18 protein-coding genes are annotated in these 20855 nt (G+C 70.8%); 12 read left to right on the top strand and 6 right to left on the bottom strand.

The features are described from left to right. Positions 1 to 6 precede the first annotated feature (6 nt). The gene (locus tag QQM72_RS34195) at positions 7 to 2310 is read right to left on the bottom strand and encodes a beta-xylosidase/alpha-l-arabinosidase (protein WP_314224715.1); all 2304 of its coding nucleotides are present in this window, start codon (positions 2308 to 2310) and stop codon (positions 7 to 9) included. A 152-nt stretch (positions 2311 to 2462) separates the two neighbouring features. Between QQM72_RS34195 and QQM72_RS34190 the strand changes: the two genes are divergently transcribed. The 6 genes from QQM72_RS34190 to QQM72_RS34165 all read left to right on the top strand — a co-directional run bounded on the left by QQM72_RS34190 (position 2463) and on the right by QQM72_RS34165 (position 10444). Next, positions 2463 to 3521, top strand: coding sequence for a LacI family DNA-binding transcriptional regulator (locus QQM72_RS34190; protein ID WP_314224714.1), 1059 nt, complete (start codon positions 2463 to 2465; stop codon positions 3519 to 3521). 112 nt (positions 3522 to 3633) lie between these two features. Next, entirely contained in the window at positions 3634 to 4989 is a 1356-nt protein-coding gene (locus QQM72_RS34185; protein ID WP_314224713.1) for an endo-1,4-beta-xylanase, read from the top strand. 117 nt (positions 4990 to 5106) lie between these two features. After that, complete coding sequence (locus QQM72_RS34180; RefSeq protein WP_314224712.1) at positions 5107 to 6162, top strand: LCP family protein; 1056 nt, start codon at positions 5107 to 5109, stop codon at positions 6160 to 6162. Between the two features lie 161 nt (positions 6163 to 6323). Then, positions 6324 to 6680: a YciI family protein gene (locus QQM72_RS34175; protein ID WP_314224711.1), complete on the top strand. Its 357-nt coding sequence runs from the start codon at positions 6324 to 6326 to the stop codon at positions 6678 to 6680. A 232-nt stretch (positions 6681 to 6912) separates the two neighbouring features. Further along, positions 6913 to 8142: an RNA polymerase sigma factor gene (locus QQM72_RS34170; protein ID WP_314224747.1), complete on the top strand. Its 1230-nt coding sequence runs from the start codon at positions 6913 to 6915 to the stop codon at positions 8140 to 8142. 250 nt (positions 8143 to 8392) lie between these two features. Continuing rightward, the gene (locus QQM72_RS34165) at positions 8393 to 10444 is read left to right on the top strand and encodes a cell wall-binding repeat-containing protein (RefSeq protein ID WP_314224710.1); all 2052 of its coding nucleotides are present in this window, start codon (positions 8393 to 8395) and stop codon (positions 10442 to 10444) included. On the opposite strand, the gene QQM72_RS34160 is transcribed toward QQM72_RS34165, so the two are convergent. Beyond that, on the bottom strand, positions 10422 to 11618 hold the full coding sequence (locus QQM72_RS34160) for a class I SAM-dependent methyltransferase (protein WP_314224709.1): 1197 nt from the start codon (positions 11616 to 11618) through the stop codon (positions 10422 to 10424). The genes QQM72_RS34165 and QQM72_RS34160 overlap by 23 nt on opposite strands. 141 nt (positions 11619 to 11759) lie before the next feature. Here QQM72_RS34160 and QQM72_RS34155 point away from each other — a divergent pair, with 141 nt between their 5' ends. The 5 genes from QQM72_RS34155 to QQM72_RS34135 all read left to right on the top strand — a co-directional run bounded on the left by QQM72_RS34155 (position 11760) and on the right by QQM72_RS34135 (position 17308). After that, positions 11760 to 12749, top strand: a complete 990-nt coding sequence (locus QQM72_RS34155) for a polysaccharide deacetylase family protein (RefSeq protein WP_314224708.1) — start codon at positions 11760 to 11762, stop codon at positions 12747 to 12749. Then, positions 12746 to 13570, top strand: a complete 825-nt coding sequence (locus QQM72_RS34150; RefSeq protein WP_399079685.1) for a polysaccharide deacetylase family protein — start codon at positions 12746 to 12748, stop codon at positions 13568 to 13570. Before QQM72_RS34155 ends, QQM72_RS34150 begins: the two co-directional genes overlap by 4 nt. A 404-nt stretch (positions 13571 to 13974) precedes the next feature. Next, a complete protein-coding gene (groES, locus tag QQM72_RS34145; RefSeq protein WP_020132158.1) occupies positions 13975 to 14283 on the top strand; it encodes a co-chaperone GroES in 309 nt (102 codons plus the stop codon). A 111-nt stretch (positions 14284 to 14394) separates the two neighbouring features. Then, the gene (groL, locus tag QQM72_RS34140; protein ID WP_020132157.1) at positions 14395 to 16020 is read left to right on the top strand and encodes a chaperonin GroEL; all 1626 of its coding nucleotides are present in this window, start codon (positions 14395 to 14397) and stop codon (positions 16018 to 16020) included. Positions 16021 to 16981: 961 nt separating this feature from the next. Next, positions 16982 to 17308 (top strand): DUF397 domain-containing protein, encoded by a 327-nt coding sequence (locus tag QQM72_RS34135; protein WP_314224707.1) that lies wholly within the window; start codon positions 16982 to 16984, stop codon positions 17306 to 17308. A gap of 273 nt (positions 17309 to 17581) precedes the next feature. On the opposite strand, the gene QQM72_RS34130 is transcribed toward QQM72_RS34135, so the two are convergent. The 4 genes from QQM72_RS34130 to QQM72_RS34115 all read right to left on the bottom strand — a co-directional run bounded on the left by QQM72_RS34130 (position 17582) and on the right by QQM72_RS34115 (position 20280). Further along, positions 17582 to 18019 carry a hypothetical protein gene (locus QQM72_RS34130; protein WP_314224706.1) on the bottom strand — a complete coding sequence of 146 codons (438 nt, stop codon included), beginning with the start codon at positions 18017 to 18019 and terminating at the stop codon, positions 17582 to 17584. 45 nt (positions 18020 to 18064) lie between these two features. Next, the gene (locus QQM72_RS34125) at positions 18065 to 18925 is read right to left on the bottom strand and encodes a helix-turn-helix domain-containing protein (protein ID WP_314224705.1); all 861 of its coding nucleotides are present in this window, start codon (positions 18923 to 18925) and stop codon (positions 18065 to 18067) included. 569 nt (positions 18926 to 19494) lie between these two features. Continuing rightward, the gene (locus tag QQM72_RS34120) at positions 19495 to 19923 is read right to left on the bottom strand and encodes a hypothetical protein (RefSeq protein WP_314224704.1); all 429 of its coding nucleotides are present in this window, start codon (positions 19921 to 19923) and stop codon (positions 19495 to 19497) included. 15 nt (positions 19924 to 19938) lie between these two features. Continuing rightward, a complete protein-coding gene (locus tag QQM72_RS34115) occupies positions 19939 to 20280 on the bottom strand; it encodes a PadR family transcriptional regulator (RefSeq protein ID WP_314224703.1) in 342 nt (113 codons plus the stop codon). 134 nt (positions 20281 to 20414) lie between these two features. Between QQM72_RS34115 and QQM72_RS34110 the strand changes: the two genes are divergently transcribed. Continuing rightward, on the top strand, positions 20415 to 20621 hold the full coding sequence (locus QQM72_RS34110) for a hypothetical protein (RefSeq protein WP_314224702.1): 207 nt from the start codon (positions 20415 to 20417) through the stop codon (positions 20619 to 20621). Positions 20622 to 20855 lie beyond the last annotated feature (234 nt).

Here is a 20855-nt window from a genome sequence, read left to right as displayed (position 1 = left end):
AACACGTCAATCTCGCAGGACGTCCGCCTCGCACCGCAGCCGTCGCTCCGCCCCCACCTCGCGCACCGGCCCGGCGAGCCGCACCCGCGCCACCTCCCGCACCTGCCCGCTGGACGTCCCCAACCGCAGCTCCAGATCGCCCGGTTCGACCACCCGGCGCCCCGCGCGGTCGGTGAACGCCGTCAGGTCGGCGTGGAAGCGGAAGGTCACCCGTGCCGAACCGCCCGCCGCCAGCTCCAGCCGCTGATAGCCGATCAGCCGTACGTCGGGACGGGTGACGCTCGCCACCGGGTCGTGCAGATACAGCTGCACGACCTCCGCGCCCGCCCGCCCGCCGGTGTTGCGGACCGTGACGGACAGGTCGTACGAGCCGTCCGTGCCGATCTCCGCGTCCGGGCCGGAGAAGTCCTCCCACGCGAACTCCGTGTACGAGCGCCCGTGTCCGAACGGGTACAGCGGGGTCGGGTCCAGGTTGCTGACCTCGCCCGCCAGACCCAGCGGCGGCTGGAGGTACGTCCAGGGCTGACCGCCCGGCACGCGCGGCACGCTCACCGGGAGGCGGCCCGAGGGGTTCACCCGGCCGGAGAGCACGCCCGCCACCGCCGGACCGCCCTCCTCGCCCGGGAAGAACGCCTGGACGACCGCCCCCAGCCGCCCGTGCCAGCGGCCGAGCGCGTACGGGCGGCCGGTGAGCAGGACCAGGACGACCGGGACGCCCGTCGCGACCAGCGCGTCCAGCAGTTCGCCCTGGACGCCGGGCAGGGTCAGGTCGGCCACGTCGCAGCCCTCGCCCGAGGTGCCCCGGCCGAACAGGCCCGCCCGGTCGCCCAGGACGGCCACGCAGACGTCCGCCTCCGCGGCGCGGGCGATGGCCTCGGCGAAGCCGGACGGGTCCGGGTCCGAGACCCCGCACCCTTGCGTGAACGTGACCTTCGCGTCGGGGAGTTCGCCCCGCAGGGACTCCAGCACGGTGGGGATGTCGATGCCCAGGTCCACCTCGGGGTGGTGGGTGAGGACATGGGACGGGAAGGAGTAGCAGCCCAGCATCGCCAGCGCGTCGGCGGCCCGCGGGCCGACCACGGCGACGCGGGTGTCGGGGGCGAGGGGGAGCAGCCCGTCGGGGTTGTCCAGCAGGACCACCGACTCCTCCGCCAGCCGGCGGGCCAGGGCGCGGTTCGTCGCCGGGTCGAGGTCGACCGACTCGGGGCTCGGTGGCTGCCAGTCCTCGTCCAGCAGGCCCAGTTCGCACTTCTGGAGCAGGACGCGGTGGGCGGCCCGGTCGACCAGTTCCTCGGGGAGATCGCCGGCGCGCACGGCCGTGACCAGGGTCTCGCCGTAGTACTTCACGGTGGGCAGTTCGACATCGATGCCGGCCGCCAGGGCGAGGTGGGCCGCCTGCGCGGGAGTGCCCGCGACCCGGTGCAGGGTCTGGAGGAAGCCGATGCCGAAGTAGTCGGCGACGACCGTGCCGGTGAAGCCCCACTCCTCCCGCAGGAGGCGGGTCAGCAGTTCGGGGTCGGCGGAGGCCGGGACGCCGTCGCGTTCCGTGTAGGCCGCCATCACCGAGCGGGCGCCGCCCTCGCGCAGGGCCATCTCGAAGGGCGGCAGGGTCACGTCGGCGAACTCCCGGGTGCCCGCCCGCACCGGGGCCAGGTTGCGGGCGCCCGCCGAGGAGGCGTACCCCGCGAAGTGCTTGAGCGTGGCGACGACCCCGGCGGACTCGAGCCCGCGGACGTAGGCCGTGCCGACCGTGCCGACCAGGTACGGGTCCTCGCCGATCGTCTCCTCGACCCGTCCCCAGCGCGGGTCGCGGACGACGTCCAGGACGGGGGCGAGGCCCTGGTGGACGCCGACCGCGCGCAGGTCGCGGCCGATCGCCCGGCCCATCTCCTCCACCAGCGGCGGGTCGAAGGCGGCGCCCCAGGCCAGTGGGACCGGGTAGGCGGTGGCCCGCCAGGCGGTGAAGCCGGCCAGGCACTCCTCGTGGGCGACGGCCGGGATGCCGAAGCGGCCGGCCGCGGCGATCCGCCGTTGGGCGAGGGCCAGCGCGCGGGCGCCGAGCGCGGGGTCCACGGGCGCGGTGCCGAAGGACCGGGTCAGCTGGCCGAGCCCCCGGGTGATCAGCTCGTTCCAGTCGTAGTCGGCGGTCATGTCGTGCTGATGCGGGGCGACTCCGTCGCCGTCCGTCGCGGCGCCGACCCACACGCCGTACAGCTGGGCGGTCTTCTCCTCCAGGGTCATCCGGGAGAGGAGGTCGTCGACACGGGCGGCGGCGGGCAGGGCGGGGTCACGCCAGGGGGCGGTGGTCATGAAACTCCTGTCAGAGGTCGGTGAGCCACCAGGTGGACAGTCGGTGCGGGGAGCAGGGGTACGAATGTTTCGAGCTTTACTTCGAATGTTCCGGGAACCTATGGCGTCGCAATAGGTTCGTCAAGAGGTCGCGTGGCGATACGATCGCCGCCATGACACCCTCGGAGCCCATGGAAACGCGGACAGAAGCGCGGCCGACACAGACCGCGACGCTCGCGGAGATCGCCCGTGAGGCCGGCGTATCGGCACCGACTGTTTCGAAGGTCCTCAACGGCCGCGCCGACGTCGCCCCGACGACCCGCACCCGCGTCGAGGAACTGCTGCGCGCCCACGGCTACCGCCGCCGCCGCGCCGAGGCGACCCGCTCCCCCCTGATCGACCTGGTCTTCCACGAGCTGGAGAGCGCCTGGGCGATGGAGGTCATCCGGGGCGTGGAGAACGTGGCGCGCGACGCCGGGCTGAGTGTCGTGCTGAGCGAGAGCGCCGGACGGCTCACGCCCGGCCGGACCTGGGCCGACCAGGTGGCGGCCCGCCGCCCGCACGGGGTCGTGCTGGTCCTGTCCGGGCTCGACGAGTCCCAGCGGGCGCTGCTGACCAGCCGGTCCATCCCGTTCGTGGTGATGGACCCGGCCGGCGACCCGGGCGCCGACGTGCCGTCCATCGGGGCCACCAACTGGCAGGGCGGCCTCGCCGCGACCCGGCACCTGGTCGAGCTGGGGCACCGGCGGATCGGGGCGATCAGCGGGCCGCCGCAGATGATGTGCAGCCGCGCCCGGATCGACGGCTACCGGGCCGCGCTGGAGACGGCCGGGCTGCCGGTCGACCAGCAGCTGATCAAGACCGGCGACTTCCATCACGAGACCGGCTACCGGCTCGGCCGCGAGCTCCTCGACCGTCCCGACCGGCCCACCGCCGTCTTCGCGGGCAACGACCTCCAGGCGCTCGGCTGCTACGAGGCCGCCCGTGAGCTCGGGCTGCGCATCCCGGAGGACGTGAGCGTGGTCGGCTTCGACGACCTGCCGGTGGCCCGCTGGGTGGGCCCGCCGCTGACGACCGTACGGCAGCCGCTCACGGAGATGGCCGAGGCGGCGGCCCGGCTGGTGCTGGAGCTGGGGCGCTCGGCGTCCCGGGAGACGCCGACGGCGACGCGGGTGGAGCTGGCGACGAGCCTGGTGGTGCGGACGAGCACCGGGGCGCCGCCCGCCCGGTAGGGCGTGGGGACGCGGGTGGCCGGAAGTTGACGTATTGACGGGTGTGACGGACGCCTCCACACTCCTCCGAAGTCAATCGGTTGCACGACCGAAACTTTCGGAGGCACCCGCAATGAGATCCTCCAGTTCGTCGATACGTGCACGTCTCGCCGCCCTGCTCGCCGGGGCGGCCACCGTCGGCGCCCTCCTGGGCGGAGTGGCGCACGCCGCCGACACCCCGCTGCGCGAGCTCGGGGCGGCCAAGGGCAAGGTCGTCGGCACGGCGGTCACCGGCTCCAAGCTCACCGGGACCTACGGCGACATCGCCGGGGCGCAGTTCGGCTCGCTGACCCCCGGCAACGCCATGAAGTGGGGCTCGGTGGAGCCGAGCCAGGGCTCCTTCAACTGGGCGGAGGCCGACCAGATCGTGGCCTTCGCGCAGGCCCACGACCAGCAGGTGCGCGGCCACACCCTGGTCTGGCACAGCCAGAACCCCAGCTGGCTCACCAACGGCACCTGGACGTCAGCCCAGTTGAGCACCCTGCTGCAGAACCACATCAACACCGAGGTCGGTCGCTACCAGGGGAAGATCGCCGCCTGGGACGTCGTCAACGAGCCCTTCAACGAGGACGGCACCTACCGCTCGACCCTCTGGTACAACGGCCTCGGCACCGACTACATCGCCAACGCGCTGACCTGGGCGCGGGCCGCCGACCCCGCCGCCAAGCTGTACATCAACGACTACAACGTCGAGGGCGTCAACGCGAAGAGCACCGCCCTCTACAACCTGGTCAAGTCGCTGAAGGAGCGGGGAGTCCCGATCGACGGGGTCGGCCTCCAGGCCCATCTCATCCTCGGTCAGGTCCCGTCCACGTTCCAGCAGAACATCCAGCGCTTCGCCGACCTCGGCGTCGACGTGGCCATCACCGAGCTGGACATCCGGATGACGCTGCCGTCCGACAGCGCCAAGCTGGTCCAGCAGAAGGCCGACTACAAGGCGGTCACCGCGGCCTGTGTTGCGGTGGCGCGCTGCGTGAACCTCACCGTGTGGGGCTTCACCGACTCCGACTCCTGGGTGGAGAGCACCTTCCCGGGACAGGGGGCGGCGACGCCGTACGACGCGAACTACGCGCCGAAACCGGCGTACTACGGCATCGCGGAGGCGCTGGGCGGCACGACGACGCCTCCGCCGACAGGCGCGTGCACGGCGGCGTACAGCGTCGGCAGCCAGTGGAACACCGGGTTCACCGGGAACGTGACGATCTCCTGCTCGGGCGCTGCGCTGTCCTCCTGGAAGGTGACCTGGACGTACGGCGCGGGCCAGCAGATCACCCAGGCCTGGAACGCCGGCTGCACCCAGTCGGGGGCGGCGGTGACCTGTGTGAACGCCTCGTACAACGGGTCGGTCCCGGACGGGGGTTCGGTGAGCTTCGGGTTCAACGCGAGCTGGAGCGGCAGCAATCCGGTACCGACGGTGACGCTGGGCTGACGGTGACGCCGGGTCGGGGGTGACACCGGGCTGAGGATCGTGAGATTTTCACAAGAAGTTCGCCGTGGGACGGCTGTCCTAACAGTTCGCTCATAATTCGGACTTACGTTCCTGTGCGTGACGCGACACGAGGAGCAGGACGACGCGGGCAGACAGCCGGGCCGGCGGTCGAGAGTGCTGAAGGCCGCCGGTCTCACCCTGGCCGCCGCCCTGGTGGTGGGCATCGGGACGGCGGGCTGGGCCTACTGGCACCTCAACGACAACATCAAGAGCGTCGACATCGACAACGCGCTCGGCGACAACCGCCCCGCGAAGGCGGTCACGGCCCCGTCCCCGTCCGGCTCGGCGTCCGCCTCCCCGCTGCCCACCGAGGCCGTCAACATCCTGGTGCTGGGCTCGGACTCGCGCAGCGGCGAGGAGAACCAGGCACTCGGCGGCGGCGACAGCTCGGGAGCCCGTTCCGACACCGCGATGGTCGTGCACGTCGACGCGGGCCGCACGACCGCCACCGTCGTCAGCATCCCGCGCGACACCCTCGTCACCCGCCCCTCCTGCCCGCTGTCCGACGGCGGCTCGACGGCGGTGGCGTACGGGGTGATGTTCAACACCGCCTACTCGGTCGGCGGTCCCGTCTGCGCCGTCAAGACGGTCGAGTCGATCACCGACGTCCGCATGGACCACTACGTCGAGGTCGACTTCTCGGGCTTCGCGAAGCTCGTGGACGCGCTCGGCGGGGTCACCGTCACCACCGACGAGGACATCGACGACGACGACAGCCATCTGCACCTCGCGGCCGGCACCCACCACCTGGACGGCACCCGGGCGCTCGCGCTGGCCCGCACCCGGCACGGCATAGGCGACGGCAGCGACCTCGGCCGCATCGGCCTCCAGCAGACGCTGGTGAAGGCCCTGCTGGAGCAGATCGCCTCGACCGACCTGCTGACCAGCCCCACCAAGCTGTACACGGTCGCCGACGCGGTCACCGGCAGCCTCACCACGGACACCGGCCTCGACTCCCTCACCGCGCTGACGGAGCTCGGCCAGAGCCTGCAGGGCCTCTCGGCCGACCGCCTCAAGACGGTGACCATGCCCGTGGTGGCGGCCGCCTCCGACCCCAACCGGGTGGTGGCGCAGGAACCGGCTGCGAGCGAACTGTGGACGTCGCTGAGGTGAACCGGCCCGGCCGGCCGCGGAAGGGGGCGTGAGCTGCGGAGACGCCGGCCGGAAAAGTTTCCGCGAAAAAGTCCGGCGGGGGTGTCGATCCGGTCGTCCCCCGTTCGACGAAGGGGTGAGAGGCCGGGAAGGACCCGGCTCACCGCATCCGAGGAGTCACCATGCCCCGCTACCTGTCGCTCGTGAAGATCGACGAGGCCACCGTCCCCGCCGAGGGCCCCAGCCCCGAGCTGATGCAGCGGATGGGCGAGCTGATCGAGGAGGTCACCAAGGCCGGCGTCATGCTCGACACCGCCGGGCTCACCCCGTCCGCGCAGGGTGTCCGCGCGCACTGGGAGGGCGGGAAGATCTCCCTCACCGACGGCCCCTTCACCGAGTCCAAGGAGGTCGTCGGCGGCTACGCGCTCATGCAGTGCAAGGACATGGCCGAGGCCATCGAGTGGACGAAGCGGTTCCTGAAGGTGCACGAGGAGCACTGGACGGTGACCTGTGAGGTACGGGAGATCGCGGAAGGCTGAGCCCTTCCCTGCCTTCGCTGCCTTCCTTGGCCTGAACGACCGCCGGGGTGTTCGATGGTGGGCTGTGGAACAACAGCCCTCCTCGGACCCCCGCACCGCCTCGGACTCCGGCACCGCCTCGGACTCCGGCACCGCCTCGGACTCCGGCACCGCCTCGGACCCCCGCACCTCCTCGGACCCCCGCGGCGCCTCGGATCCGCGCGCCGCGCGACCGACGGATCCCCGTGCCGCCATCGAGACCGTCTTCCGCCTCGAGTCGCCCCGCGTCATCGCCGCCGTCGCGCGTGTCGTGCGGGACGTCGGCATCGCGGAGGAGCTGGCGCAGGACGCCCTGGTCGCCGCCCTGGAACAGTGGCCGCGCGACGGGGTGCCGGACAACCCCGGCGCCTGGCTCACGTCCACCGCCCGGCACCGCGCCGTGGACCTGGTCCGGCGCCGGGAGAACTACGCCCGCAAGCTCCAGGAGATCGGCCGCGGTCTGGACCCGGCGGCCCCGCCGGTGGAGCCCGCCGACCCGGACGCCATCGACGACGACCTGCTCCGGCTCGTCTTCACCGCCTGCCACCCGGTGCTCTCCGCCGAGGCCCGCATCGCCCTCACCCTGCGCCTGCTCGGCGGCCTGAGCACACCCGAGATCGCCCGCGCCTTCCTGGTCCCCGAACCGACCGTCGCCCAGCGCGTCGTCCGCGCCAAGAAGACCCTGGCCACCAGGAACATCGCCTTCGAGGTGCCGTACGGACCCGACCGCGAGGCCCGGCTCGGTTCGGTCCTCGACGTCATCTACCTCATCTTCAACGAGGGATACGCGGCCACCGCGGGCGACGACTGGCTGCGCCCGGCCCTGTGCGAGGACGCGCTGCGGCTGGCCCGGCAGCTCGCGGCCCTGATGCCGAAGGAGCCCGAGGTCCACGGCCTGGTCTCGCTGCTGGAGTTCCAGGCGTCCCGTACGGCCGCCCGCACCGCCCCCGACGGCAGGCCCGTCCTCCTCAGGGACCAGGACCGGCGCCGCTGGAACCGCATGCTCGTCGCCCGTGGCATCGCCGCCCTGGACCGGGCCGGAGCCACGGCCACCGGCGCTCCCGGCCCGTACGCACTCCAGGCGGCCGTGGCCGCCTGTCACGCGCACGCCCCCACCTACGAGGACACCGACTGGACGGCCATCGCCACCCTGTACGGACTGCTGGCCGCCCGGACCCCGTCCCCGGTTGTCGAACTCAACCGCGCTGTCGCCGTGTCGATGGCGGACGGCCCGGGGCCCGCGCTGGAGATCGTCGACCGTCTCGTCGCCGAACCGACCCTGCGCGACTACCACCTCCTCCCCAGCGTCCGGGGCGACCTGCTGCTGCGGCTGGGCCGGACGGCGGAGGCGAAGGCCGAGTTCGAACGGGCCGCGGAGCTGACGGGCAACGAGCGGGAGCGGGAGCTGCTGCGGGCGCGGGCCGACGAGTGCCGACCGAGGTGAGGGGGCCTCGCAGCGCGCACACCCGAAGCGTCGCGCACACCCGAAGCCTCGCGCACACCCGAAGCCGTGGCAATGTCGAACGCCTGTAGGTCGAAAACGCGTTCCCTTTGTGGCGGGGGCGACATAGAGTGACCCGGCCGCTGTGAAACGACTGTGCGGCCGAGGGGGAACGGCGACGGGGGACGACGCCGACCCGACCCGGCCCACGCGCGGCTCCGACGACATCATGTGATCCCCGGGGGTCGACAACTTGAGACTGTTCACGCGCCGCCGTGCCGCGGCGCTCGCCACCGTGGCGGCGATCGCCGCCACGAGCACCCTGGCCGCCGTACCCGGCGCCGTCGCCGACGACGCCGGACCCTGGCCGGGCACCGAGGGCAAGATCCTCAACGACGGCGGGTTGCTCATCGACCCCGCCACCGGCCAGACCAGCACCATCCCCAACGTGGGCAGTTACGCCACCTGGGCACCGGACGGAAGCCGCGTGGTCAGCGTGTCCGGCCAGATCTCCAGCGTGCTGCCCAACGGCACCAAGAAGATCACCCTGCCGTGGGCGCAGGGCCTGCGCTCCAGCGCTCCTTACGAGGACCTGACCTTCTGGAACGGCGGCCGCTACGTCGTCTTCGCCAGTGGCGGCCAGCTCGCCTACGGCCCCTCCGACGCTTCGTGGGCGCCCGGCCCGCTGCTGCCGGCGAACCTGGAACCGGCCACCGTCTGCGACTCCGAGCCGAGCGTGAGCGTCAACGGTCTGGTCGCGTTCGAGCGCCGCGCGGGCAGTTGCAACGCCGGTGCCGGCGTGTACGTCTACGACGGCGCCGCGAACACGGTCAAGCTCGCCCTGGCCGACGCCGAGCAGCCCGCCTGGTCGCCGGACGGCACCAAGCTGGCGTTCGTCCGCAAGGACACCGACGGCAACCCGCAGATCTTCACGGCGAACGCCGACGGAACCGACGTCAAGCAGCTCACCACCGGCCCGCGCCGCTACGCCGCCCCGTCCTGGTCGCCCACCGGCAAGCGGATCCTCTTCGACGCCCACACCTCGCCGAACAGCGACGACGTGCACACCGTCGAGTACGTCGACACGACGACCGGCGAGCTGACCGCGGTCACCGGCGCGACGCAGAGCAACCACGTCGGGAACCCCAGCTGGCAGCCGCTGCGCAAGAACAGCACCGGACGGGTCTGGGGTGCCAACGCCTACCTCACCGCGACCGCCTCGTCCCGCTGGACCTGGAACACCGTCGGCCACAGCGAGCCCGGTCTGATGAACGCCAAGTCCGCCGTGCTGGTCAACCAGGACGACCCGGCGTACGCCGTCACCGCGCCCGCCCTGGCCGGCCGGAAGGAGGGCCCGGTGCTGATGACGCAGAAGACCGGTCTCTCGTCGACGACGAAGAACGAGCTGAAGCGGATCCTGGCGCCGGGCAAGCCCGTCTACCTGACCGGCAGCGCGTCCGTCCTCGACAACACGGTCTTCAGCCAGGTGAAGGCCCTCGGTTACGTCCCCGTGCGGCTGACCGGTGCGGACCGCTACGCGACCTCGGTGATGGTGAGCAAGACCATCAGCTCCGCCCCCAGGTACGTCTTCCTGGCCGGCGGTACCGAGTACCGCGCGGCTCTCTCGGCGGCGGCCGCGGCCGGCTCCGACGGCTCCGCCAGCGCGGCCGGGATCGTCCTCACCAACGGCAACAAGCTGACCGCGTCGGTGCAGGCGTACCTGAACAGCCTCAACCCGGACAAGACCATGATCATCCCGGTCGGTTCGGCGGCGAGTTACGCGCTGACGCACACCAGCTTCTCGCGGTGGCCGTCGACGTACTCCTACTACCCGATCTCGGGCACCACGGACGGGTCCATCTCGGTCGCCATCGCGATGTTCTGGTGGACCGCGCCGAACATGACCGGCCTCGCCTACTCCGGCGCCTGGCGCGACGGAGTGTCGGCCGCCGCGGCGATGAACGTCTTCGGGCCCCTCCTGTGGAGCAGCAGCGCCACCGCCCTGTCGCCCGAGGTGAACAACTACCTCGTGCGCGAGACCGCCAGCGTCAACTCCATGGTGGGCTTCGGCGGCACCGGCTCACTCGCCCAGGCCGAGCTGAACACCGCGGGCACCTCGATGAGTGCGGGCAGCGCCTACTTCACGTACCGCCCGTACTACAACGGCCTCGTCCCGGCGACCACGTCGGCCCGGGCTCTCGCCGCGCCCACCGACGGCGACGCCTCCGGCACCACCGGGCAGCGCCCCGACCAGGTCGGCGCCCAGCCGAACCTGGCACCGCTCAAGACGCTCCACCGGCAGTAACGGCCTGCCCGGCGGGGGCCCCGACGAGCATCGTCGGCGCCCCCGCCACCCGCGTCAGGAACACGGTCGCCGAGTGCGGCCCCTGACCCTTGGGGAGCACCTTCCTGCGCAGCTCCTCCGGTTCCACCGCCGATCCCCGCTTCTTCACGGTCAGGATCCCGACCCCGCGCTCCCGCAGCAGCGCCTTCAACTTCTTCACGTTGAAGGGAAGCCGGTCGGTGATCTCGTAGGCGGTGGCGTACGGGGTGGGCCGCAGGGCGTCGGCGGTGACGTAGGCGATGGTCTCGTCGATCAGCCCGCCGTCCACCTCCCGGGCGACGTCGGCGACCAGATGGGCCCGGATGACGGCGCCGTCGGGCTCGTACAGATACCGCCCGACCGGCCGGACGTCCGGGTCGGGCAGTCCGGCGCCGAGCAGGGTCCGCGGCCCCGGGAGCAGGGTGGCCCGCACGGCCCCCGGCGCGGTGCCGAACCACAGCACCGCCTCCTTCACGTCCCCGCCGTCCGAGATCCACTCGGCCTCGGCCTCGGCCGGGATCATCTCGTGCGGCACGCCCGGCGCGATCTTCAGGGCGGCGCGCGGGGCGGCGAGAGCGGCGCCGACCGCCCACGACAGGGGAGGCGAGTACGCCTCTGGATCGAAGATGCGCCCGCGGCCGCCCCGGCGCGCCGGATCGACGAACACGGCGTCGTAGCCGGCGGTGTCCACCTCGGTGACGTCCGCCTCCCGCACCTCGATCAGCGCGCTCAGCCCCAGCGCGTCGGCGTTCGCGCGGGCCGCCTCCGCCGTGACCGGGTCCCGGTCCACGGCCAGCACCCGGATCCCGGCCCGGGCGAGCGCGATCGCGTCGCCGCCGATCCCGCAGCACAGGTCGGCGACCGACGTCACGCCCTGTGCCCTCATCCGCTCGGCCCGGTATCCGGCGACACTCGCCCGCGTCGACTGCTCCACCCCGTTGGGTGTGAAGAACATCCGCTCCGCGTCCTCGGCCCCGAACTTCGCCGCCGCCCGCTGTCGCAGCCGGGCCTGGCCGAGCGCCGCGGACACCAGTCCGGCCGGGTGCTCGCGGCGCAGCCGGGTGGCGACGGCGAGTTCGTCGGCGGGAGCGGTGCCACGCACCAGGTCGAGGAGGGCACGGCCCTCGGCGGTGAGGAGGGGAGCGAGGTCGTTCACCACCTCATTGTCGACCAGCGGCCCGTGGCGCCGGTCACCGCCCGCCGCTGCCGGTCCCTTTGGGCCAGTCGGTGGACGGCGTGTCCTCGGCGGCGGTGTCGGACGGGGTTGCGGGGGCGCTGACTGCGAGGATCCGGCGCCATGGGACCTGTCGTACAAAACGATGAAAAGCGCGGCTGTTCTCGGGTACCGCGCCGACGCGGGCCGGTCCGTCGGCGCACGGGCGTCCGGAGCCTGATCGCCGTCCTCGCCCTGGCCACCATCGCCTCGGGCTGCGCGGGAGACGGCGAGGCCCCCGGCCGCGCGGCCCGCCCCGCGCCGGGGCAGCAGCCCCGGAAGGCGGGGCCGCCCCCCGCCGCGCCACCCGCCCGCGCCCTGCACTCGTACGCCTCCAGGCTCCGCGCCGCACACCGGGCCCGGGTCGCCGCGGCGAAGCGCTGGGGCCTGAGGCAGGTCCCGTTGACACCCCCGCCGCCGCCCGCCGACAAGCCGGAGATCACCACCCGCAAGGGCTTCGAGGTCGACGATCACGAGGAACTCGGCCTCCCCCCGGTCTTCACCACGATCCCGACCAGGGACCGGATCGTCTTCCTCACCATCGACGACGGCGCCGAGAAGGACCCGGCGTTCCTGCGCATGATGAGCGAGCTGAAGATCCCGTACACCGCCTTCCTCAGCGACTACCTGGTCAAGGACGACTACGGCTACTTCAAGAGGATGCAGGACCGGGGCGTGGGACTGAACAACCACACCCTGCACCACCCCTACCTGCCCGCCCTCTCCTACGCCCGCCAGAAGCGCGAGATCTGCGGCATGCAGGACGTGATCGAGAAGCGCTACGGCAAGCGCCCCACCCTCTTCCGGCCGCCCTTCGGCAACTACGACCAGGACAGCCTGCGCGCCGCGAAGACCTGCGGCGTGCGCTACGCCCCGCTCTGGGCCGAGGAGGTCTTCGTCGACCACTGGGAGTACCGCGAGTGGGACCAGGACCTCCACCCCGGCGACATCGTCCTGAGTCACTTCCGCGGCCGCGGCGACTGGAAGGGCACGATGCCCGACATGGTCCGCCGGTTCCTGAACAAGGTCACGGCGAAGGGATACGCGGTGGCACGGCTGGAGGACTACCTGTGAGGACGCGGGGGCTGCCGGCCGTACTGCTGATCCTGACGACCCTCACGACACTGGCGACCCTGGCGGGCTGCGCCCAGTCCGTCGACCCGATCGAACGGCTCGGCAAGAAGGCCGCCGCCCGGGTCCGCCCGCACGGCCCGGCCGGGCGGGACGCGTACCGCCACTGGGGTCTGACGGCCCCACTGGCCCCCGCGCCGCGCCACCCCGCCCGCTCCCTGGCGGGCAGCCCGGGAGCGGCCTTCCCGCCGGTCGTCGACCACGTCCCGACCACCGACAGGGTCGTCTTCCTCACCTACGACGACGGCGCCGAGCGCGACCCCCGTTTCGTCGACATGGTCCGCGAACTGCGTCTGCCGGTGAGCATGTTCCTCACGGACAGCGTGGTGGGCCCGGGCTACGCCCACTTCGCGCGCCTGCGGTCCGTCGGCGCGAACATCCAGAACCACACCCTGGACCACCCGGCCCTGCGCGGCCTGCCCTACGCCGGCCAGCGCGCCGAGATCTGCGGCCAGCAGGACAAGCTCCGCGCCCGCTTCGGCCTGCGCCCCCGCCTCCTCCGTCCGCCCTACGGCGCCTACGACACCACCACCCGACGCGCCGCCGCCGACTGCGGCATCGCGGCCGTCGTCCTGTGGCGCGCCTCGATGGGCCCCATCGGCCTCACCTACACGCACGGCCCGCACCGCCTCCACCCCGGCGACATCATCGCCGTGGCCCCGGACGAGTCGACGGGCCCGGGCCTGAGGGAACGGACAACACGCCTGCTGCGACGGGTGCAGGAGCAGGGCCTGACGGTGGGCCGCTTGGAGGACTACGTCTGAGAGTTCTTCCCGGCCTCGGGCAGGTGCCCGCCCTTCGGCCCGTCCGGCGGGGGTCTGCCCTTCAGCACCGACCGCGTGACTGTCCCAGCCCGTCCGGCGATTGAGGACGAGGCACCCCCAGGGCCCGAGCGGGGGCCCGGGGGCGGCAGCCCCCGGTACGGGACTCACGCGGGCGCACGACGGCGAAAGGGCCACTCGCCCCAGCTGAAATCCGGCCGACGCGCCGCCGTCATTGGCACTCCGCTTGACCGAGTGCTAATCGCGGTCATAGTCTCAGTTCTGGCACTCCCCCCTGGAGAGTGCCAACACGCGACGGGCAGGTCCGGCACCCGCGACGACGGATCCACCTGGTCGCCACCTCAGACAGTTAGCCCCGTGAGATCTCCGAAGGGGGAGGTCGGATCGTGACGACCACCAGCTCCAAGGTTGCCATCAAGCCGCTCGAGGACCGCATTGTGGTCCAGCCGCTCGACGCCGAGCAGACCACGGCCTCTGGCCTGGTCATCCCGGACACCGCGAAGGAGAAGCCCCAGGAGGGTGCTGTCCTCGCGGTGGGCCCGGGTCGCTTCGAGAACGGCGAGCGCCTGCCGCTCGACGTCAAGGTCGGCGACGTAGTCCTGTACAGCAAGTACGGCGGCACCGAGGTGAAGTACAACGGCGAGGAGTACCTCGTCCTCTCGGCTCGCGACGTGCTCGCGATCATCGAGAAGTAATTCACCCAGTTTTGCAGTGAACTGCGCTCCTGGCCCCGCGACTTTGTGAAGCCGGGTGCTGGGGGCGCAGTTCGTTTCTCCCACGTTTTCCGAGAGGGCTGAACCGCTCCCATGGCGAAGATCCTGAAGTTCGACGAGGACGCCCGTCGCGCCCTCGAGCGCGGCGTCAACAAGCTTGCCGACACGGTCAAGGTGACGATCGGCCCCAAGGGCCGCAACGTCGTCATCGACAAGAAGTTCGGCGCCCCCACCATCACCAACGACGGTGTCACGATCGCCCGCGAGGTCGAGCTCGACGACCCGTACGAGAACCTCGGCGCCCAGCTGGTGAAGGAGGTGGCGACCAAGACCAACGACATCGCGGGTGACGGTACGACCACCGCCACCGTGCTCGCCCAGGCGCTCGTACGCGAGGGTCTGAAGAACGTTGCCGCGGGTGCCTCCCCGGCCGCCCTGAAGAAGGGCATCGACGCCGCCGTCAAGGCCATCTCCGACGATCTGCTGGCCACCGCCCGCCCGATCGACGAGAAGTCCGACATCGCCGCCGTCGCCGCGCTGTCCGCCCAGGACCAGCAGGTCGGCGAGCTCATCGCCGAGGCGATGGACAAGGTCGGCAAGGACGGTGTCATCACCGTCGAGGAGTCCAACACCTTCGGTCTGGAACTGGACTTCACCGAGGGCATGGCCTTCGACAAGGGCTACCTGTCGCCGTACTTCGTGACGGACCAGGAGCGCATGGAGGCCGTCCTCGAGGACCCCTACATCCTCATCAACCAGGGCAAGATCTCCTCCATCGCCGATCTGCTGCCGCTGCTGGAGAAGGTCATCCAGACCAACTCCTCCCGCCCGCTGCTGATCATCGCCGAGGACCTCGAGGGCGAGGCCCTGTCGACCCTGGTCGTGAACAAGATCCGCGGCACCTTCAACGCGGTCGCCGTGAAGGCCCCCGGCTTCGGTGACCGTCGCAAGGCGATGCTGCAGGACCTCGCGGTCCTCACCGGCGCCACCGTCATCTCCGAGGAGGTCGGCCTCAAGCTCGACCAGGTCGGCGTCGACGTGCTCGGCTCCGCCCGCCGCGTCACCGTCACCAAGGACGACACCACGGTCGTCGACGGTGCCGGCGACTCCGCCGAGGTCCAGGGCCGCGTCGGCCAGATCAAGGCCGAGATCGAGAACACCGACTCCGACTGGGACCGCGAGAAGCTCCAGGAGCGCCTCGCGAAGCTGGCCGGCGGCGTGTGCGTGATCAAGGTCGGCGCCGCCACCGAGGTGGAGCTGAAGGAGAAGAAGCACCGCCTCGAGGACGCCATCTCCGCGACCCGCGCCGCGGTCGAGGAGGGCATCGTCTCCGGCGGTGGCTCCGCGCTCGTCCACGCCGCCAAGGTGCTCGAGGGCGGCCTCGGCAAGACCGGCGACGAGGCGACCGGTGTCGCCGTCGTCCGCCGCGCCGTCGTCGAGCCGCTGCGCTGGATCGCCGAGAACGCCGGCCTCGAGGGCTACGTCATCACCTCCAAGGTCGCCGAGCTCGACAAGGGCCAGGGCTTCAACGCCGCGACCGGCGAGTACGGCGACCTGGTCAAGGCCGGCGTCATCGACCCGGTCAAGGTCACCCGCTCCGCCCTGGAGAACGCCGCCTCCATCGCCTCCCTCCTCCTGACGACCGAGACCCTGGTCGTCGAGAAGAAGGAAGAGGAAGAGCCGGCCGCCGCGGGCCACTCACACGGCCACTCCCACTGACGTAGCGCGTCGGTACCCACGGCAGTACCGAGGCCCGGCACCCCCGCAGACAAGGGGTGCCGGGCCTCGGCGCGTTCCGGTGGAAGCGCGGGTGTCGGGTGTGCGGGGCTGCCGCGCTGACCTCTCGGGGGAGGTAGCGCGGGCAGTACGACGGGCGATGGACGGGGGTGCCGTCGTTGGGCCGGGCGCGCGGGACGTGGGTCGGCGGTGGGCGGACGCCCTGCGGCGAGTCGGCGAGCGGTGAGCCGCATCAACTTGTCGTGCATGTCGACGGGTTGTCCCTGAAGTACGCGTCATGCGCACAGGCCCACGGCCCACCGCCCGATCCTGTCGGCCCCTCACCTGGGCCCTACGGAAGGATCTGCATCCCGGAGCGGAACACCTCAGGAGCTTCACCGTCACCGCCGTCCTGCGGGACAGCCGAGGGCGGGTCCACCGATGGTCCGCCCGGCCCGACAGCCGCACCGGCAAGCCGGAGGCGAGGAAGGCGACCGCCCAGGAGGTCCTCGACATCCTCGACGCCCCCACCTCCGACAGCGCCGTCGACGCCCTCACTCTCCGCCGACGCGACCTACTGACGGGTCTGCTCCGCGCCCAGTTGGACGGCTTGGGCACCACGACCGAACGCCAGCGCATCCGCATCCTCGCCCGGGGCGACCTTGGTGCCGACCTCCTTGCCACGGGGGACACGGAGGCCTTCCTGGCCTGCTGCGGCTGCACGGGCAGCCGGACCCGCACGCACTGTCACCGCTGGCGGATGCAGGCGTGCGGGCGTACGTGTCATGAGGGGGCATGTGACGCCGATACCGCGTTCGGCGTATTCACAGAGGCCGGGCGGATGGCCGCCGGTAGCCGCTGGGTAGTGAGGCGGCAGTGCCGGTTGACCCCGCGGTCATTGGGCTGGATCTCGTATGGCGTGTGGAGAGCAGGTTCGCCTAACCTGGAGAGGTTGTAGCTCTTTGTGCCTGCTCGAACACTATGGGCGAATGTTCGCCCAGGGGTTTTTGGGTACTCGCCTGCGGTAGTGCACAACCGTCCACTACGCTCGAAGGGCACCATTCATGCAGCTCGGGGGATCGGGGGGACTGCGGTGGTTCATGAGGGGGAACCCTTATGGCGCAGGAGCAGCGCTTGCGGCAACGAGACTGAGTGTGTGGAGATAGCCGAGCAGGCGGGACTTGTCCTCGCTCGCGACTCCAAGACACGTGTCACGACCGTGCTGTACTTCACCGCCGTCGCCTGGGAGGGCTTTCTTCGGGCTCTGTCACAGGGGGAGCTGAAAGACTGATGACTTTCTTCTTACAGGCCGTCGGCAGGAGGTGTGGGGCCGTTATGGACACCGAAAGGTCTGCAGTGCCGCGCCGGGGGCAGGGGGGTCCTTCCCGGGTCACCGCCGTAGGCGGCGTCGCGGTCTTCCTGCTCACCGTCGGAGCGGTAGCCACGACGACAGCCGCCGCCGCATCCCTGCTTGTGGAGAGCGTACTGGCCAAGCGGGTCCTGTGGGGGGTCGTGCTCCTGACTGTGTCGGTGAGCGCGGGTCTGTGGCGCGGAACTCAATCCGTCACGGCATCCCCACCGAATTCTGATCGTCTTCCGTATGTCCCGCGCGCGGGCTCCCCTCAGTAGGGCGCCTCATTCGCCGCCGCAAGGTCCTGCCTGCCCACCAGGCGACGGCGGTCAGACATATCGCGGTCACCAGGCCGAGCGTCAACGTGAAGACGCTTCCCCAGGGGAGCTTCAGGTGTCCGAGCAGAGCCTGGCTCACGAGGATGATGCCTGATATGAGCGGCAGGGCGAGCACGAAGCAGCAACCGACGAAGGCGGCGTCATCGGACTTCCGTTGTGCGTGCGGTTCTTCTTCCTCGGCGGGGTCCTCCGTCGGGACGGCTCCTTCGAGGTTCTGCCCTTCGGGTTCCTCGTCGGTGGAACCAGTACGGTCCGCCTCTCGTCCGTAAGCGAGCGTCAGCTCACGCAGGAGCTGCCACGCTGACCTGGCCACGTCGATCCTCCCCCTGGTCCACCACTGGCGGTTGGTGTTGCGGGTCTAACCCACGCCGAGGTCCTGCTTGACGCGGTCGATCAGGCTGAGTGACTCGGACTCACCGAGCGCCAACTCCCCGATGTCCTGGTAGCACTTCTGGTAGCGCTTCAGCAGCTCCACGTCCTCGCCCCCCGTCATGCTGCCGGCGGCGTGTTCGAGGTACAGCAGATCCTTGTCGTCGGTGAAACCGAGAAGGACGAAGCTGCCCAGGGTGCTGTAGTGCGCGCCGGCGGCGAAGGGCAGCACACGGATCGTCACATCGCTGCGGGCGCCGAAGTCCAGCAACTGCTGGAGCTGCTCGGCCAGGACCTCCTTCCCGCCGATCTCGCGTCGCACGGCGGCCTCGTCGAGGACGAACACGGAGCTGAGCCGCCCTGCGGCACCGAACATCCGCGTCTGGCGCTCCATCCTCAGCTGGACCACGCGGCTGACCCGGTCGGCGTCGAGGCCGCGAGGGGCGAGGAGCGCCTCCGCGTACCTGCGGGTCTGCAGGTGCCCCGGCACCACGATGGGGTGGTACGTGTGCAGGCGGACCGCCGCGGTCTCGTAACCCAGGTACTGAGCGAACTGAGGGTTGAGGACGTCGTGGAAGGTGGACCACCAGCTGGGGCCTTTGCTTCGCCGGGCCGCTTCCTCCAACTCCGCGGTCACCGCGCGGTCGGTGATCCGGTAGACCTCCATGAGCGCACGCAGGTCACTGACGGAAACGCTGACCGCGCCTGTCTCCACCCGGATCAGCTTCGACTGCGACCATTCGACTCGCTCGGCCGCCTCACGCTGCGTCAAGCCGACCGCCTCCCGCGCTTCGCGCAGCGCGATGCGCAACTTGCGTCGACTGAGACTGGGATCAACAGAGGGTGTCATCGCCGCTCCTTCCGTGGTCCACGTACCCTGAACTTCTTCTGCCATGCTCTGAAAACTTGTGGCGTTCGACTCTATCCATTATGCCAAAGGCCATGAGCTAGTAGCTGAATGACATGTTCATGCAGGTGATGAGGTGCCTGGGGGCTGTGGGGAGGACGGGGCGGGGGTGCTCTCGGCCCAGGTGCCGGGGTGGAAGCCGACCGGCCCGGTCGGCTCGGCGGTGATCCGGTCGTCGAGCCGGAGCGTGTTCCCGCTGTGCGGCGGGGTGCACGACGCACTCGCCGTCATGGCGTGTTCTCGGCCGCGCTGACGGGGCTCACTCGGCGTGTGTCGGCGACGCGGCTCTCGCAAAGGACGCCGTCCTGTCGGATGCGCAGGCCGACAGCCCCATGGCGGAGCCCGGAGAACTGCTCGCCCTCGCGCCGGCGCCTTGAGCGCTCCATCCGCTTCGGCGTCGTCGAGACGTGCCACGGCCTTTTGCTGGGTAGGAGTGTGCCCGGCATGCGTCAGGGCCCCCACGTCTGGTGGGGGCCCTGCCTCGCACAGTGGCTCTGCCGTCTTCCGCGATCTCAGTCGACCCGCCTCTCGGGATCCGTCCACGTCTCCCATCGGATCGTGCACACTCCCAGAAGAAGGCGCAGGTAGTGGAATCTGGGTATGCGCCCGTGCTGTTGTCGCAGTACGTTCCGGTGGTTCATCATCTCCTCCAGACGCCATTCGTCACCTCTCGGAAGCAGCGTCCCGATGAAGCGCAGCCTGACGCCGACTCGGGTGTCTCGGCGGTTCGGCCGGGCGGTGTGATGCGGTGTCGAGAAGCGAATGGCCAGCTTGCCCACTCGAGTGAAGAAGCTGCTCAGTGCTGTGGGCAGTAGACCGATCAAGGTGTTCACCACCTGGGTCACTGATTCGCCACGCTTCCGGAACAGCATCAGGAGCGCCAGCAGGACGAGCAGGGTCGCCGAGAGCGACACGATGGCGGCGGCTAGAGCGGTGGCCATGGGTGTGGAGTCCGATCAGAAGTCCGTGATGGGTGTGGCCGCATTGTTGGTTCCTGATGAGGGCTTGCTCTTGTAGGCGCGGGCCAGGGCCAGCCGGGCTTGCTCGGCTCCGTCCGTGGTGAATCTGTAGTACCGGCGCCGCGGGCGTGGGGGATTGGCTGCGGCGTGATCGTCGGGGTCCTCCCAGGAGCTCTCCAGTATTCCCGCGCGCTCGAGCCGGGCCAGGATGGGATGGATGGTTCCACTCTGCAGCCCCACCGCCTGGCCGACTGTCAGCCCGTACTGGGGCTGAGTCGGGTTCTGGAGCAGCTCCTTGAGGACCAGCTGGGTCTGCATGGTCATTCGGAGTCCACTCATAACCCTAACTCTACCTAACTTGTGCATGACCTAGATAGTCCACGCCCCTCAATCCCGAGCTATCTCTACTTAGGTTGTTTATGACCTAGGTAGAGTGTAGCGTCCGGCGGAGAACGCGATGAGAGGACCGTGACATGGCCGCACAGGAGATGGGCGGGAACGGCATCGGTGAGCCCGGTGGCGAGCCGTCGACCTGGGACTTCCGGCTCGACCGTGCTGGATTGGTCGTCAAGGCGGGGCGCCATCTGCAGCTCCACGTGTCCCTGGCGCTGCTGCTGTGGCTGATCGCAGCGGTGGCTGGTATGGGCGCCTTTCACTGGGAGTTGCCCCCTGCCCCGTAGAGATGTGCCGAAGGTTCCGCTGCTCGACGACGTGTGAGAGATCCCCGTTCCGGTGAGGGAGCTCTCACACGTCGTCGCACACCACGGCAGTCGGCGACCACCATGTCGCCCCGCTCGCCCGGTGTCGCCACCGCCGAGGCGCAGCCCGTCCCCGGACCGTCGGCCGAAAACGCCGCGCCGAGTTTCCCGACCCGGTCAGCCAGGATCGCCGCCAGCTTTCTTCGCGCACCCGCG

It is taken from the genome of Streptomyces zaehneri (assembly GCF_032248645.1).
Lineage (GTDB): Bacteria > Actinomycetota > Actinomycetes > Streptomycetales > Streptomycetaceae > Streptomyces > Streptomyces coriariae.
This window is presented reverse-complemented; position numbering and strand designations above follow the sequence as displayed.